This is a genomic window from Bradyrhizobium elkanii WSM2783 (assembly GCF_000472865.1).
Lineage (GTDB): Bacteria > Pseudomonadota > Alphaproteobacteria > Rhizobiales > Xanthobacteraceae > Bradyrhizobium > Bradyrhizobium elkanii_A.
Genome location: NZ_AXAP01000035.1, coordinates 1 through 13,895, shown reverse-complemented (window position 1 = coordinate 13,895; position 13,895 = coordinate 1). Strand labels below are relative to the sequence as shown.

The 13,895-nt window shown below is 57.9% G+C and carries 12 protein-coding genes and 3 pseudogenes; 8 read left to right on the top strand and 7 right to left on the bottom strand.

What is annotated here, in order from left to right; translation table 11 throughout:
* Positions 1 to 31: 31 nt before the first annotated feature.
* The 7 genes and pseudogenes from YY7_RS63440 to YY7_RS0126810 all read left to right on the top strand — a co-directional run.
* Positions 32 to 268: pseudogene (locus YY7_RS63440) on the top strand (ISL3 family transposase); the annotation flags it as partial.
* A gap of 592 nt (positions 269 to 860) precedes the next feature.
* Positions 861 to 2,258 (top strand): pyridoxal-phosphate dependent enzyme, encoded by a 1,398-nt coding sequence (locus YY7_RS0126835; RefSeq protein ID WP_028165917.1) that lies wholly within the window; start codon positions 861 to 863, stop codon positions 2,256 to 2,258.
* Between the two features lie 4 nt (positions 2,259 to 2,262).
* Complete coding sequence (locus tag YY7_RS0126830) at positions 2,263 to 2,961, top strand: VTT domain-containing protein (RefSeq protein ID WP_028165916.1); 699 nt, start codon at positions 2,263 to 2,265, stop codon at positions 2,959 to 2,961.
* Positions 2,962 to 3,087: 126 nt separating this feature from the next.
* A complete protein-coding gene (locus YY7_RS0126825; protein WP_035691007.1) occupies positions 3,088 to 3,981 on the top strand; it encodes a transporter substrate-binding domain-containing protein in 894 nt (297 codons plus the stop codon).
* A complete protein-coding gene (locus tag YY7_RS56785) occupies positions 3,981 to 6,800 on the top strand; it encodes a putative bifunctional diguanylate cyclase/phosphodiesterase (RefSeq protein ID WP_051396939.1) in 2,820 nt (939 codons plus the stop codon). The genes YY7_RS0126825 and YY7_RS56785 overlap by 1 nt, the downstream gene beginning before the upstream one ends.
* Positions 6,801 to 7,021: 221 nt before the next feature.
* Complete coding sequence (locus YY7_RS60695; RefSeq protein WP_155255337.1) at positions 7,022 to 7,975, top strand: hypothetical protein; 954 nt, start codon at positions 7,022 to 7,024, stop codon at positions 7,973 to 7,975.
* Between the two features lie 49 nt (positions 7,976 to 8,024).
* A complete protein-coding gene (locus tag YY7_RS0126810; protein ID WP_028165913.1) occupies positions 8,025 to 8,258 on the top strand; it encodes a hypothetical protein in 234 nt (77 codons plus the stop codon).
* Positions 8,259 to 8,302: 44 nt separating this feature from the next.
* Here the strand turns inward: YY7_RS0126810 and YY7_RS0126805 are convergent, their stop codons facing one another.
* The 5 genes and pseudogenes from YY7_RS0126805 to YY7_RS0126790 form a co-directional block, all read right to left on the bottom strand.
* Positions 8,303 to 8,539, bottom strand: a complete 237-nt coding sequence (locus tag YY7_RS0126805; protein WP_028165912.1) for a hypothetical protein — start codon at positions 8,537 to 8,539, stop codon at positions 8,303 to 8,305.
* A 14-nt stretch (positions 8,540 to 8,553) separates the two neighbouring features.
* Positions 8,554 to 8,829 (bottom strand): annotated as a pseudogene (locus YY7_RS58515) (class I SAM-dependent methyltransferase); the annotation flags it as partial.
* A gap of 151 nt (positions 8,830 to 8,980) precedes the next feature.
* On the bottom strand, positions 8,981 to 9,769 hold the full coding sequence (locus YY7_RS0126800) for an ABC transporter ATP-binding protein (RefSeq protein ID WP_028165911.1): 789 nt from the start codon (positions 9,767 to 9,769) through the stop codon (positions 8,981 to 8,983).
* Positions 9,763 to 10,701, bottom strand: coding sequence for an ABC transporter permease (locus tag YY7_RS52935; RefSeq protein ID WP_245287431.1), 939 nt, complete (start codon positions 10,699 to 10,701; stop codon positions 9,763 to 9,765). Before YY7_RS52935 ends, YY7_RS0126800 begins: the two co-directional genes overlap by 7 nt.
* Positions 10,702 to 10,802: 101 nt before the next feature.
* Positions 10,803 to 11,933 (bottom strand): ABC transporter substrate-binding protein, encoded by a 1,131-nt coding sequence (locus tag YY7_RS0126790; protein ID WP_080663862.1) that lies wholly within the window; start codon positions 11,931 to 11,933, stop codon positions 10,803 to 10,805.
* A gap of 488 nt (positions 11,934 to 12,421) precedes the next feature.
* Here YY7_RS0126790 and YY7_RS0126780 point away from each other — a divergent pair, with 488 nt between their 5' ends.
* Positions 12,422 to 12,727 carry a hypothetical protein gene (locus tag YY7_RS0126780; protein ID WP_028165908.1) on the top strand — a complete coding sequence of 102 codons (306 nt, stop codon included), beginning with the start codon at positions 12,422 to 12,424 and terminating at the stop codon, positions 12,725 to 12,727.
* Between the two features lie 147 nt (positions 12,728 to 12,874).
* Here the strand turns inward: YY7_RS0126780 and YY7_RS52930 are convergent, their stop codons facing one another.
* Complete coding sequence (locus tag YY7_RS52930; RefSeq protein WP_196237337.1) at positions 12,875 to 13,510, bottom strand: alpha/beta fold hydrolase; 636 nt, start codon at positions 13,508 to 13,510, stop codon at positions 12,875 to 12,877.
* Between the two features lie 119 nt (positions 13,511 to 13,629).
* A pseudogene (locus tag YY7_RS62050) lies at positions 13,630 to 13,895 on the bottom strand (IS4 family transposase); the annotation flags it as partial.

The following is a 13,895-nucleotide window of genomic DNA, read 5'->3' as shown; positions in this document are numbered from 1 at the left end:
GGAGAATCAGCGCCATGCAGTAGGCACTCCGCAGATCGTGCGTCAGACCGGCCACAGCAGGATGCTGGTGCGACAGGTGGTCCGCGGCGAACGTCACGATGTCTTCCGGACCCGGCAAAGTTCGTTGGATTTGCATTTGCCATGGCTCGACTGTCAGTGGGCGTCTAGCTGTCACAACGGGAATGCACTTTGGCGTCGTTTAAGGGCGCGTGGCTTCCGCGGCTCGCTCCGCGTCATCAGTGAGTGGGCGACCCGCAGCTGTAAATCAGCGTGGGGTCCATACGCCGATCGCGCATCAAATGCTTGAATTATTAGCGTTCGCGGGGTCAAACTTGGGGGCTTATTCACACCTGCTGCTTCTGTGGCTGGAGGGAAAGCATCTCTAGATTGACTCACCGCACTGCTTCTAAGCCCGACGCGGACATTCTGCTTTCCGGCGTACCAAATGCCGGAGCTGTCCGACAGCATCATTTTTATTTTCAGTGGCCAGTCGGGACGCTTCGGCCTGGTCTGCATCTGCTTGACCGGTTTCGCCTTTCGCCCGCCATGCCGTTGCTCGATTCGTATAGGCTGGAGCGTAGCAGCCGCGCCTTTTTTGGAGCGAATGTGCGGCTCGTCTCGGCCAGATGGTCGGCCCGCGCTAAACCTCAACCTTGGGTATGCGACGCCGCTCCGATCGCAATTCTCTCGACGCTTATTTGGCAAAGGCAAGGTCAGGCCCGATCGGAATCCTGGCGTGCCTTTAGACGAGTCTTGGTTAAGCAAAACTTAAATTATTCCTCGTCGAAGCCAGCACCCGACTGGAATATCGTTAAAAAAAGGTTAATCTACAACTCTTGGGTGCCATGTGACAGTTCGCGATGTACCTCTCGCGCCGAAACTTTGTGCAAGGAATCATTTTGGGCGGAGCGGCGTTGGGCGCGGTCGGCGCGGCTCAAAGCGGGCGTTCGTTGTTGCCGCTTCCCCATATGGCCGATGTTTCAGGTTTGGCGCCGCCGCCTGCGGTATTAAACTCGCAATTTTTGGCTTTGGCCAAGCTGTTTCCCTCCTTGGTAGATCCCGACGCCGAAGAGGGGCCTCTCATCATCAACACGCGCGCCCGGAAAGACTCTTTCGCCGGATACAAGCGCCTAGGCGATCCCGGCAATTCCATTTTCCTGAAGGATGCCGAGGCCCGCGCTATCATTCCCTGGACCCCCATATTTGCGCGGGAAAACCACCTCTTACAGTTGCCACCGTCGGTGACGCGACAAATCGATTGCGCTGAACTCTTGGTGGTGAATGAGAGCAGTGCGCACTATCCCGTTTTTGGTAACAAGGCCCGCAAGTACGAATTTCTGTTGCCAAACTTGAAGTGGTCCGGCTCTCAGCACCTTGGGACCATCGGTGCGGTTTCCAGCAATCACGCGTTGCAATTTGCTCTCGCCAACCGCATGGCTGATTTGACCGGCGACGGAGAGCCGCTGAACTGCGCCCTTGATTTGGTGCTTTTTGAGGTACCGGGAGCCGCCACGGACATGGCGAGGCTGGCCATTTTGCGGAGCCTTGTTCAGCGCGTTGCCATAACCAAGAACGACGTCGAATTGGTGGGCGAGGCGGCTTACGAATTTGCAAGGCACTGGCTGCATCCGGACACGGATTCGGTTGTTCCGCCAGGCGGTTCGAACGAATTAAGCGTGTTGGGGCATATGAATGCGGTCGCCGAGCTGGCGCAGTGGCTCGACGCCGCTCAGGCATGGGAAACGCCGCCCGACGTGATCTTTGTTCCCATGGGCAGCGGTTCGACTGTGCTCGGCCTACTCTTCGGCGTCCACCTGATGGGATGGCAAACCAAGGTGGTAGGGGTGGCCGATCAGGACAAACCTTTTTTGACGCGATGGTTGGTCAATCGGCAGCCCTCTCTGCCCTTTGTGGAGGGAAACGTCACCCAGCTCGCCCGCAGCACGGCGGCTTGGCTGCAAAAGATCCGCTTTCCAGGCATTTCGCCCAACACTCTTCGTCGTGTGCGGGAGGAAATTTTTGTCCCGGATTCTAACAGCTGGGGTCCTGGCTACGGTTTGGTCGAAAGCGTCGATACCGCGTGGGCGGAGGAATTGAAGGAGGCAGGGCTCAATCTCGATCCGGTATTTACGTTGAAGGCTTGGCGGTCGCTGCTCGCCTGGTCTCGAACTGGGACACTGAGTAACAAGAAGGTCTTGTTTTGGAACACCTACAACAGCTTTGAACATACGCCGCCTCTCTTATCCGGTTTAGGCTAGTGTGATGCGTAGTCACAAAGCGGTAATCTTCTATTTGTCGGCTGTTCTCCTTCTGTCGTTGGCGTATTTTGCGTCGCCCATGTCGAGCGAAGGAGCCTCGCAGCTGTTCCCGGGCTTGTGGACAATGGCAGAAGCGAATCCGCTCGTAACAGCTTTGACGTTTCTGCTTGCATCAGCCGCGCTTGCCTTTCTGGCGTTTCCTTCCATGCCCATGGTTTACCTGGCGGCAGGCTTTTACATGGATGGATTCGCCGGAGGTGCAACGGTGTTGCTNGGCAGTACCTTTGGCGGTTTGAGCGCGTTTTTGTTTTACCGGAAGCAGATTCAGCAACGTCTCAGCGCTCGCTTAGATCACTACTCCGCTGTCAAGATTTGGCTGACTTTGCTCGGACTACGCCTCTCGCCACTCGTGCCAGCGCCATTGGCGAACTTCTTTGCTGCAGTCTTTCGTGTCTCACCCCTCCAATACCTGACAACGAGTGTGTTAGGCAGTGCGCCGCTCGTGCTGCTTTATGCGCAGATAGGACAGCAAGGGCACCAATACTTGTCTCGCGTAACTCCTCATTGGCACGAATTTTCAGGATATGTCGTCATATTAACCTTAAGTACGTTGTTGAGCGCGATCGGTCCTTGGAGGTCGGTGCTGAACGAACTCAAGAACCTGAGGGATTCGCTTCCACTACAGCCAGCGACGAGCCCGTAATCCATCGCCGCCAAGCCAGCCTTTTGGTGGCCAAATTGGATTGCACTTAACTGTTTTTCGCTATCTTTTCTTAATGCCGGACTTTTAGGGTGCATTTTTATCGCTGTAAAAGCAAAGTGCACCTTCATGTTCTCGAAGCGTTTCGTGCTTGGGTCGCTCAGCGGCGCAATGGCTTGTTTGTTTGTGGCCTCTAGCTGGGCAGCTGATCTCGCGGAGATCAAGAAGCGCGGCGAAATTCGCCATATCGGTATCCGCTACGCTAATTTCGTTACCGGCGCTGGTGACGGTTTCGACGTGGAATTGATGCAGGGCTTCGCTAAACGGATCGGCGTATCTTACAAGCTTGTCTACTCAGATTTTTATTCGGTAATCCGCGATCTGCTCGGCAAAGATGCCGTGCGCAAAAATGGCGAGGTGGCGCTGACAGGCGACTATCCCATCAAGGGGGACGTGATTTCGAGCGGTTTCACCATACTGCCGTGGCGAGAGGCCGTTCTCCTATATTCCGATCCGACCCTTCCCTCCCAGGTTTTGTTAGTGGCGCCAGCCGAGTCTGATCTAAAGCCAATCGAGGGTAGCGCCGATCTTGAGGCAGATATCGCCGAGACGCGGCAAGCCATCGGCTCCAGGAGCGTGCTCGTCATGGAGCGCACCTGCTTGGACCCAGCGAATTACGACCTGGTCAATGTCGGTATCGACCTGAAGGCCTACAATAAGAGTTCGAACCTCAACGAGATGGTGCCGGCTATGCTCAACAGGGAAGCTGAGCTGACGCTGCTTGACGTGCCAGACGCCATCCTCGATTTGCGAAAATGGGCTGGCAGGATCAAGATTCTAGGGCCAATCTCCGGCCCGCAGATGTTGGCAACTGCCTTTCCAAAAGATGCGACGGCTTTGCGCGACGAATTCAATGCCTATTTGAGGGACCTCAAAGCTTCCGGCGCCTATGACCGGCTCGTGAACAAATACTATCCCGGCATCCGTCGCTTCTTTCCGGAATTTTATGCAAAGACGAATTGATGCAGCCTTGGCTGGCCAATTTTAGTCGATTCCTGGCTCTGCGTTGGCCATTCATAGCAGCCGCGGCCTTTCTGTCGTCAATATTGTTTCTGATTGTCAATCTCTACACATCGCAAGTGGAACTACGTCAGAACGCCGATGCGCGTTTTCTATCAATCGGTGAAGCGCGGACCAGCCAGATTGGAGAATTTTTGATCGAGCGCCGGCAGGCCGTCGCGCGGCTCGCCGCCAGTGAGGACATCTCCAACTATTTCAGCAACCTCGATCTCGGGATGTCCGTCAAGTATGGGCTCTTTGCTAATCTGGCTGCAATCGAGGGTCGTTTCCAGACCACCTTGGATGAAGATAAATATCGCGGCCAACCCTGCTACTTGCGCCTGACTTTCTTTGACAACAACGGCGTGACGCAAGCTGATGTCGGCGCGTCCGGCGTGGCAACGCTCTCTCCCGTTTTGAATCTCGTCGAGCCGAATGTTCAGATCGACGAGAAGCGCCGTCTGCTTGTAGCCAGTGCGCCGGTGTTGCAGAAGGGCGGGGTACGGGGAACGGTGCAGGGTATAAGCGACCTCAATCTGCTTGCATCATTAGTACCTAGCAACGATCTGGGACAGCCCCATGAATTCCTGTTGGCCGATGACGGCGAGGTGTTATTCCCGGTCGAGCTGGGACACTCGCCTGTTGCTACCAACGGCCCCGCGCTCGCCGCTCTGCCGGCTGGCCGCATTCAGGCTCTATCAGTTGTCCTGGCTCCCGGGCTGAAGGGATACTTTGCGCTGCGCCTGCCGCTTCGAGGCACACGGCTTTCCGTCCTGCGTCTGGCGAGCGAAGAAGAGCTTTACGGCAGTACACTTTCGCCGACCTCTGTATTCTGTCTGGGTCTCCTCGCTATCGCGCTGTTCGTGTTGGCTGTCGGCTTCGAACGAATGCGTCAGAACTCGGCGCGGCTGCAAATTAAGTTCGTTGAATCCAATCGTCACAGAGCGGAGTTGGCCGAACATAACCTTGCACTCTCGCAAGAGATTAAGCGTCGCGAAGCGATTGAGATCGACCTGCAACAGCAGAGCGATGCGCTTGACAAGACAAATGCTGAATTGCGCATCGCCGCTGCCGCCTTCAATGCTCAAGAGGGAATGATTGTCACCGATACCAAGGGCGTGATCTTGAGTGCCAACCGCGCTTTCGTCACCTTGACTGGTTATGCGATGGAAGAGTTGGTTGGACAAACGGCACGTCTATTCCAGTCGCATCGTCGCAACGCTGAGTTTTACCAGAGCCTGTGGAACTCCCTTCAGAGCACCGGTAGCTGGCAGGGCGATATGAGTATCAGGACGAAGAGCGGAGAACATTGCGCGCGCTGGCTGACGATATCCGCCGTGAAAAACGAGGCAGGGGAAGTTACCAATTACATCGGCTCTTATTATGACATTTCCAAACTCAAACACGCTGAGGAAAAGATCCGGGAATTAGCTTTTTTCGATCAACTTACAGGCTTGCCGAACCGTGTCTTACTGATCGACCGCGTTCGTCAGGCGCTCAATGCCAATACTCGCCATAAATCCTACGGCGCTGTGCTCTTCATTGATCTCGATAATTTTAAGACTCTGAACGACTCGCTTGGCCACGACATAGGCGATCTCCTGCTGAAAGCGGCGGCTCAGCGCATCGCTCGATGTGTAAGCGCAGAAGATACAGTTGCCCGCTTCGGCGGCGATGAATTTGTTGTTCTTCTTGCCAATCTCGGTACCCAAAAGGCAAAAACCGCTGCTTTGCAAGCAGAGGCAGTTGGAGAAAAAATTGTTGCCGCCTTCACTGATACCTTTCGCCTTCACGCATATGAATATCCATGCACGCCCAGCATCGGTGTGACCCTATTTTCTTCCAAGGATAACAACGTCGACGAACTGCTAAAAAGGGCAGATCTAGCGATGTATGACGCAAAAACCGCTGGCCGGAATGGCCTCCGGTTCTTTGATCCCGTTATGCAGACTATGATTTCGGCGCGAGCTGCCCTTGAGACAGATCTGCGGGAAGATTTAAAAAGGGAAGCGTTTTTGCTGCATTATCAGCCACAGGTCGATCACGGAGGAAGGCTATTGGGCGCGGAGGCGCTGGCCCGCTGGCCACATGCGCAGAAAGGCATGGTTTCTCCAAGCGAATTCATTCCGGCGGCGGAGAGCGCAGGTCTTATCCTGCCGCTCGGCGCTTTGATGCTCAAAATCGCTTGCCGGCAGCTAGCTAGCTGGTCATCAGATCCTGCAACCGAGCACTTAAGTGTTGCGATAAATGTCAGCGCACTGCAGATGCGCCAGAAGAACTTCGTCGATCAAATTCGTACGATCATCGAGCAAACCGGTGCTAATCCTCGTCGCCTAAAAATTGAACTTACCGAAAGCACACTAGTCAGCAATGTCGACGACGTAATAGCCAAGATGGATAAGTTGAAAGCAATCGGTATCAGCTTTAGCCTCGATGATTTCGGAACCGGCTATTCGTCCCTCTCATACCTAAAGCGTCTTCCTATCGATCAGCTCAAGATTGATCGCAGCTTTGTCAAGGATGTCTTAGTCGATCCTAATAGTGCCGCGATAGCCAAGATGATCATCGCACTTAGCAGAAGTCTTGGTCTTTCCGTCATCGCCGAGGGCGTGGAAACGGAAGAGCAATATACCTTCTTAGCGCGGTATGGGCGGCTCAATTACCAAGGCTATTTGTTTGGCCGCCCTCTTCCGCCGGAGGATTTCGAAACGCTCGCGCGAGCTTTCTCGCCACGTCAAGCTCCGAATCAGAAACCCGCTTCCGTCAATCGAACGTACGCATAGCCTATCACCTGCGCAAGCGTTCGATCTTCGTGATAGCTTACCCGATGTCTTCGCATCAGCTACCGCAATCGGCACCGAGGAACTAGTAACCCTCAATATCCCTAGCAGCGCCGATGCGAACCTGGGTGGTTCCGACAACTTGGCCCTACTAGATCCCGGAATATACGATCGGCCATTTGCCTTCGGGACTACCCCAGGCGATACCGTCGACAGACGCGGCGATGAATTTCAGATTTTCCGATGCAGACGCGGGGCAAGTTAGCGTCAACGGCAACGATAACGATAACTATCCTCGCGGAGGATCAGGGTCCATCAACGCTCTAATCGATCATAGCGGTTTCAGAGCGGCAACCGCAACCGACGCGTCCACGCTTGGCGAGCATGGCACGATACAGGCGAGCGCGGGGAACGATTCCAATCGTGGGCAATCGCAACGTGATTTGCACGCCGCTGAAGACGGCTCCGCAGCCGCCAAGCAGTATGCTAGGCACGATCGACCGGGACACGACTCCGATCACGGGCAATCGCAGCGCGATTTACACGCTTCTGAAGACAGCTTCGCAGCTGCCGAGCAGCTTGCCAAGCATGACGCGACACTGGAGAATGAGGCCAATCGCGGCCAATCGCGGCGTGACTTCCACGCGGGGCCTGTAAACGCTGCTAGCAACCTACACTTAGGGTCCAGCCTGAACGCCGGAGGCAAGGACCAACCTACCGATGACGCTGGTCGGGCAGAAACGGCGGCTGCGCCGGCGTTTGGAGATTCGTTTCATTTCAAGAAGGAGATGGGAGCTTCCAAAGCTACAGACGTCGTTGAGCTAGATGTAGGCCACGCACTGGATTCGACGGAACATGGCCTGCACACTGCCGGACCTGACGGACGGGCGCCGATCCAGGATGCAGACCTGGTTGGCCTTTCACTCGCCGAGCAAAACGCCGTTGATCACGCAAAAAGGCGCTGGGCCACTCGCCTGCGCGAAATCAGCGTGAAGGCACCGTTGCAGTCTCTCTTTGTCGCTTTACTGCTTGGGGTCTGGGTCGGGCGAGGTCGGCGCACTCGAGAAGCGAGCACGGGCCGAGAACGAACGGTGGGAAAAGGAAAGAGAACGGCTGCAAGCCGCCCTGCGGCGCGCGCGCGATTAGCCGGCAACAGCCATCCGCTTCTCCGGAACTGAGTGTGGCTGGATAACGTTGACCTCGATCTTCATGACCGGAGGAACACACATGAGGCGGATCATAGTGGCGGCTTGCGCCGTGGCGATTTCGCTTGCTTTCGCTCCCGCGGCGGACGCTAAGGGCTGCATCAAGGGTGCGATCGTCGGCGGCGTGGCCGGTCATATGGCGGGGCACGGCAAGCTGGGCGCCGTGGCAGGGTGTGTCGTCGGCCATCACGAGGCAAGCAAGAAAAACCCGAACAATGCGAACGCTCAGCAGCAGGCGGGTTCCGGGCATAAGTGAGAACGGCGACGATGGCGAAGCGCTAAGGTTCTCGGCGGAGAGCGTCAGGCGACAGCCTGGCACTCCGGGCAGCTGTCCCCGATCGAGCCCAGCACACCGGGGATTTCTGCGACGGCTTTATCTGTGGAAATGTTGGCCGGCGGATCCTGGCAGGCGATGTCAAAGGCGCGCTCGCGGGGGTGCGGGTCGGCGCGCTCCTGCATCCACCCGTGCTCTTCGCATTCGCGGATGGCGCCGGCCTCCTGAAGCACGGAGATCGCCCACCCTCGCGGCGTCCGGATCGTCGCGCGTTCCGGGCATCCGCCTGTCGGACTTTTATTCGCGGGTTTGTGTTGCGCCGGATCACCTCCTCGACAAAGACTGGTGAATAGTCGACCGCGGCAATCTCGGCGAGATCAGCTGCTTTGGCTAACGCGAATGTCAAGCTCCCGGTGCCGCAGCCGACGTCGAGAACCCTTTCGCCGTCGGCAACTCCTGTGAAGTCGATGAATGGCCGCGCCGGTCTCCGGCTCCAGCGGCCCATGAGCTGCTCATAGCCCGCGGCGTTGTGAACGCTGAATTCAGAGGTCATCGAAGTCTCCGTGCGCTTCCCAGATTTTTAGACCTCGTCTGCATGGCTACCAAGCCGCTAAAGCAATCGCATTGCAATCGCGGCGAATACGCCGTGTGGCTGCTCTATGCTAACTATGAGAAGATCTGCCACGGCGAGCTCCTTTCGACGGCTACCATGCCTCATCGAGGCCGAGATGCTCGAACACCTCGCGACGAAGCTCAACAAAGTGCGGATCGCCCCGGTGGCGAGGATAGGGTTGGCTGTTGACGACTTCGGCCTTGATCCGTGCCGGTCGCTCGCTCAGCACGATGATACGGCCGGCGAGCAAGAGCGCCTCCTCGACATCGTGCGTGACCAGCAGCGCCGTGAAGTTCGAGCGCTGCCAAAGTGATACGAGTTCCGCCTGCATCGCGATGCGAGTCAGCGAGTCGAGCTGGCCCAAAGGTTCGTCGAGAATGAGCAGCTTCGGGTCGTTGACAAGCGCGCGCGCCAGAGCCGCGCGTTGCGCCATGCCGCCGGAAAGCTGGTGCGGGTAGGCATTGGCGAAGCTCATGAGCCCCACCAGGCGCAACGCGTCCTCGATACGTCCGCGATGGGTGCGCAGCAGCCCGCGGGCTTCCAGACCGAGCGCAACGTTGCTCCACACCGTCCGCCATGGATAAAGCGTGGGGTCTTGAAAAACGACGACGCGCGAGGGATCGGGTGCTTCGATCTCGCTTCCCTCCGTTAGCAGGGAGCCGGCTGTTGGAGTGTCGAGCCCCGCGACCAGCCGCAGCAGGGTCGATTTTCCACACCCACTCGGTCCCAGGAGAGCGACGAATTCGCCGCGGCGGACCTGCATGCTGATGCGGTCCAATACCGGCAAGGGCTGCCCTTCGAGATCGAAGCTATGGCTGACTTCGCGGAGCGTTAGGGTCGATCCACGGACCGCGCAATCGCTTGCGATTGCCGCTACCATCGCACGACACCTTTCTGCCAGGATAGCAGGCGGTCCCGCAAGCGGAACAGCAGCGTGATCAGCCCGGAGCATAAGAACGCCATGAGCAGCAACGCGGCGTACATATTGGCGTAGGCCGCCCAACCCTGCGCCCATTGCAGATACCAGCCGAGCCCGGCCTTCACGCCCAGCATCTCGGCTACGACAAGAACCGCAAACGAGTTGCCGAGACCCATGAACAGGCCAACAAAGACATGCGGCATTGCCGCCGGAATGGCAACCTTGAGCACGAGGAAGCGCTGGGTTGCTCCCAATGTCCGCGCAATGTCGTAATAGGCGCTCTTCACGCAGGCGACGCCCGACCAGGTGAGCACGGTGACCGGAAACCCAGTGGCGAGCGCGATCAGGAAAATGCTGGCGCTGAAGCTCGACGGGAAAACGAAAAATGCGAGCGGCAGCCAAGCTGTCGCGGGCAGCGGCCCGATGAACCGCAAAACTGGGTGGATCCAATAACCGGCGAGCCGCGACCAGCCGATCGCGACGCCGGTTACGAACCCCACCGCCGCCCCGAGAAAATAACCGGTCGCGAGCAGACGCGCTGAGGCGAAGATGCCTTCAGCCAGCCGCCCCCAATCATCGATTACGACTTCGACAATGGCCTGCGGCGGCGGAAAAAACGGCAACGGCAGCAATCCAAGCTTTGCTGTGACGGCCTCCCATGCAGCCAAAAACAGCGCGAGGGCGAGCAGCCACGGAGAAAGCCGCTGGAGACGCTGAAACGCGACGAAACGAACGCCGGCAAAGGCCGCCAAGGCAAGGGCAAGGGCCAATGCGCCGCAGGCAAGGGCGAAGCCCCCCGTATACACCCAATCGCTCTCGGGCTTATCTGGCCAGAACGCAGTGAGCGCGGCGACCATCAACCATGCGGCGGCAACAGACAGTCCGCCGATCAACGACCGAGTGGTCGAACTTTCAAAAAAGCCGAAACCCGATTTCTCTGATGGCCTCGGCACTTCATCGATGACCGAGCTCACTGCGGATCTTCCCAATCGGCTCAGCTTAGAACGTCAAGATAAATCCGGTCGGCGAACTTGGCCGGGTCAGTGCCTCTCTTGATGACGTTCACTGCCCTGAGTTCATCGGTGTAGAGTAAAAGTTGTTTCTTGAGCTCCGCCCCGACGGGATGCCTGTGGTGAGTATGGCTACGATACATAGTGGCGAGATCCTCTACGGACCCTCTCCCGCCGTAGCCCGAATAGATTGCTGCGGCATCGGCGGGATCGCTGGCAACTCGATCTGCCGCTTCCAGTATCGATCGTGTCAGAGCGGCCGCCACCGGCATTTCGCTTCGGGTGAGGCTGCCACGTATCGCGAGAACGCAGCAGGTGCGGTCGGCGAATTCACCCGTCAAGTTCGTCGCGATCTCGTTAAGTTTGCCTTCCTTGAGCCAGAGGTAGGGCAGCGGATCTATCTCGGCCAGCGCCTGCACTTCGCCCTTATCGACGGCAAGCGCGAGCAGATTGGCCGGGTACTGGCGCCACTCTACTTCTTGGGCTGGATCGATGCCCTTCTTGGCGAGGTAGATCGAAAAGAAGTTCTTCGCGGGGCTCGCTTGATCGCTAATCGCGATAGCCTTGCCGCGCAGGGATTCCAGGCTGTCAATATTCGCAGCCTTGGAACCGAGGAGCCGGATGCAGCCGCCGTGCACACCCGCGGTGATCCGAACGTCAAAACCTTGCTCCAGCGGTTTGAGCCAGCGCAGGGCCAACCCCAAACCGGCATCCGCCTTGCCAGTTGCAATCGCCTCCAACAACTGGTCGGTCGAACCGCCGAAATTGACGAAATCTACATCGAGGTTGTGCTTGGCGAAGATCCCCCGTTCCTTTGCGACTGGCGCAGCGACCGTGCATGCCGCGTTCGCGTTCCAGGCGAGTTTTAGTTGACGGGGTGGGCCCTGCAGCTCTTCACTGTTCGCTGCGGCGCGGCAAATAAGGGGCTCGCCAGGAATATAAGACAGCGATCCTGTCCCGGATGCCGTCAGCGCGCGAGCCGCTCCGAACATTCCAAAGGGCGCCGCGGCGCCGAGGGTGCAAACCAACGTCAGCGCCGAGCGGCGGGAGAAGGCGCCCCGCTTCGCTTCAGTCAGACCTTTCGTGAAGCCGTTGCCAATTTCGCGCTTTTCCATGTGTCACTCCCAAACTCGCGTGTGAATGGAATAGAACCGGGCGGCGCTTTGCGGTGGCCTTAGCTCACCTCTCCGCGGGCATCATCCGAGCCCGTCTGCTACACAGGTGTGAAGACGATCACATTAACGCAAAAAATTGGAAGGAGATAGCGGCGCGGCTTTAAGGCTCTTGTCAATCGTATTGACCTACTCACTCGCGATTTAGTCGCGATCGGCGCGAGTGGATGATCAATATTTCGGTCGAGCGCACGCTCCAGCATGGAGCTTGCGTTGCGCGAATTGAGCGACGCCTACATCGAGATCATGCAGGATAAGGCTGAACCTCTAGCGCGAAGTCCAGCATGCTATGGGATAGTTGGCTTGTTGCAGCAGAACGGAAGCTACTGGTTTGGCTTTGCGCCTTTGACTCATGTTGGCTTCCCGCTTCACTTGCTTGATGCCGGGAGTGCCATCAATGTTGGGCCGGGGCATACCTACGTGGAGGTCGCATGATTACCGCTGTTGTACGATACAAACTGCCGCCGCAGATCGACTGCGCCGCGTGCCGCGAGCACTTCCACAAGATCGCACCCGGCTTCCGCGACGTGACGGGGCTGATCAGCAAGCACTTTATCTGGACCGAAAGCGGCTGGGCGGGCGGCGTGTACCAGTGGGAGCGCATCGAGGACGCCAAGGCGTTCTACACCGGACCGTGGCTCGAGGGCATCATCCAGCGTTACGGCATGAAGCCGCAGATCGATTTCTACGAGGTCTTTGCTGTGACCGACAACACGCGCGGCAAGGGACCGAGCTAGTCCGCATTAGAGCGTGATGACTTTTCTTCGTATCGTCATCCCGCTCTATGTTTTTGTTGGAGCATGATCCCTCGGGCGGACCCCGAGGGCATGCTCTTCGGAAAACCGCCACACAGTTTGCACTAACTCGGTCCGGATCATGCTCCGTCATCCGTGATCCCGCAGCGATTTAAGAAATTCCAAGAGCGCGGCGTTGACCTCTTCAGGCCGCTCCTGTTGGGTCCAATGGCCGCAGCCTGCCAGCATCTTGATGCCGCGTAAACCGGGAACGAGGTTTTGGAGATTGGCGAGCACCTGTTCTGTGCCGGGAAAGGAAATCACCAGGTCGTGATCGCCGGCCATAAATAACGCTGGCACCGACACCCGCAGGCCCGCCATCGCGCCGAGCAGCTCCCAATTTCGATCGATGTTGCGATAATAGTTCAGGCCTCCGCGGAAGCCGGTTCGCCTGAATTCCTCTCCATAAAAGTCGATATCCTTTTCGGTGATCCAAGACGGCAATGCTGCCGGTGCGCTGGAACCTCGCAAGGATTCACCGCCGTTCGGGACCATAGCGAAATTTTCTGACGGCCCGCCGCTTGCCTGAGCGGCTCGTGCGAGCGCCACACCATGGCCCGACCCAGCAAACAGCAGGTTGCGTAAAGTGGTCCGCGGATCGCGCCCGAACTCCGCTTCGGCGAGTCCTGGCTCCTGGAAGTAAAGCATGTAGAACCGCGCGTTTTCCGTGCGCGGCATGAGCGCGGTTCGAAGCGACATGCCCCGTGGATAGAACGGGACGCTCATGGCCGCCACAGCCCTGAAGCGGTCCGGCCGCAGCGCTCCTAACCGTAGCATATGCACGATCCCGCTGATCACCCGTCGGTCGTACACCCGGCGCGCACCACGCCGTCCTCGCGGCAACACTAGGGCATGCACGGATCTCTGAGGCTCCATCCGACTGCGACGGCATGGAAGTATTCAAGGCCGGTTTTGAAGGTGATCGGGCCTGGCGGCTTGGATGATGGATAGCCATCCCAGCCGCCGAGGCGGCCGATGATCCAGGCGGCCCAGGCGAGGCTGTCGGGGGGATGTGGGTTTTTCAGCCGTTTGGTTCTGGCTTCGAGCTGCTGATTGAGGGCGGTAAGCGCGGCGACCTCGCTGGCGGTGAAGGCGATGTGGACCGACTGTG

Coding starts and splice junctions, on each gene's coding strand:
- YY7_RS56785 (WP_051396939.1), top strand. CDS start 3,981: ATGCAGCCTTGGCTGGCCAATTTTAGTCGATTCCTGGCTCTGCGTTGG.
- YY7_RS0126780 (WP_028165908.1), top strand. CDS start 12,422: ATGATTACCGCTGTTGTACGATACAAACTGCCGCCGCAGATCGACTGC.
- YY7_RS0126835 (WP_028165917.1), top strand. CDS start 861: ATGTACCTCTCGCGCCGAAACTTTGTGCAAGGAATCATTTTGGGCGGA.
- YY7_RS52930 (WP_196237337.1), bottom strand. CDS start 13,510: ATGAGCGTCCCGTTCTATCCACGGGGCATGTCGCTTCGAACCGCGCTC.
- YY7_RS60695 (WP_155255337.1), top strand. CDS start 7,022: ATGAATTTCAGATTTTCCGATGCAGACGCGGGGCAAGTTAGCGTCAAC.
- YY7_RS0126825 (WP_035691007.1), top strand. CDS start 3,088: ATGTTCTCGAAGCGTTTCGTGCTTGGGTCGCTCAGCGGCGCAATGGCT.
- YY7_RS0126800 (WP_028165911.1), bottom strand. CDS start 9,769: ATGGTAGCGGCAATCGCAAGCGATTGCGCGGTCCGTGGATCGACCCTA.
- YY7_RS0126810 (WP_028165913.1), top strand. CDS start 8,025: ATGAGGCGGATCATAGTGGCGGCTTGCGCCGTGGCGATTTCGCTTGCT.
- YY7_RS0126790 (WP_080663862.1), bottom strand. CDS start 11,933: ATGGAAAAGCGCGAAATTGGCAACGGCTTCACGAAAGGTCTGACTGAA.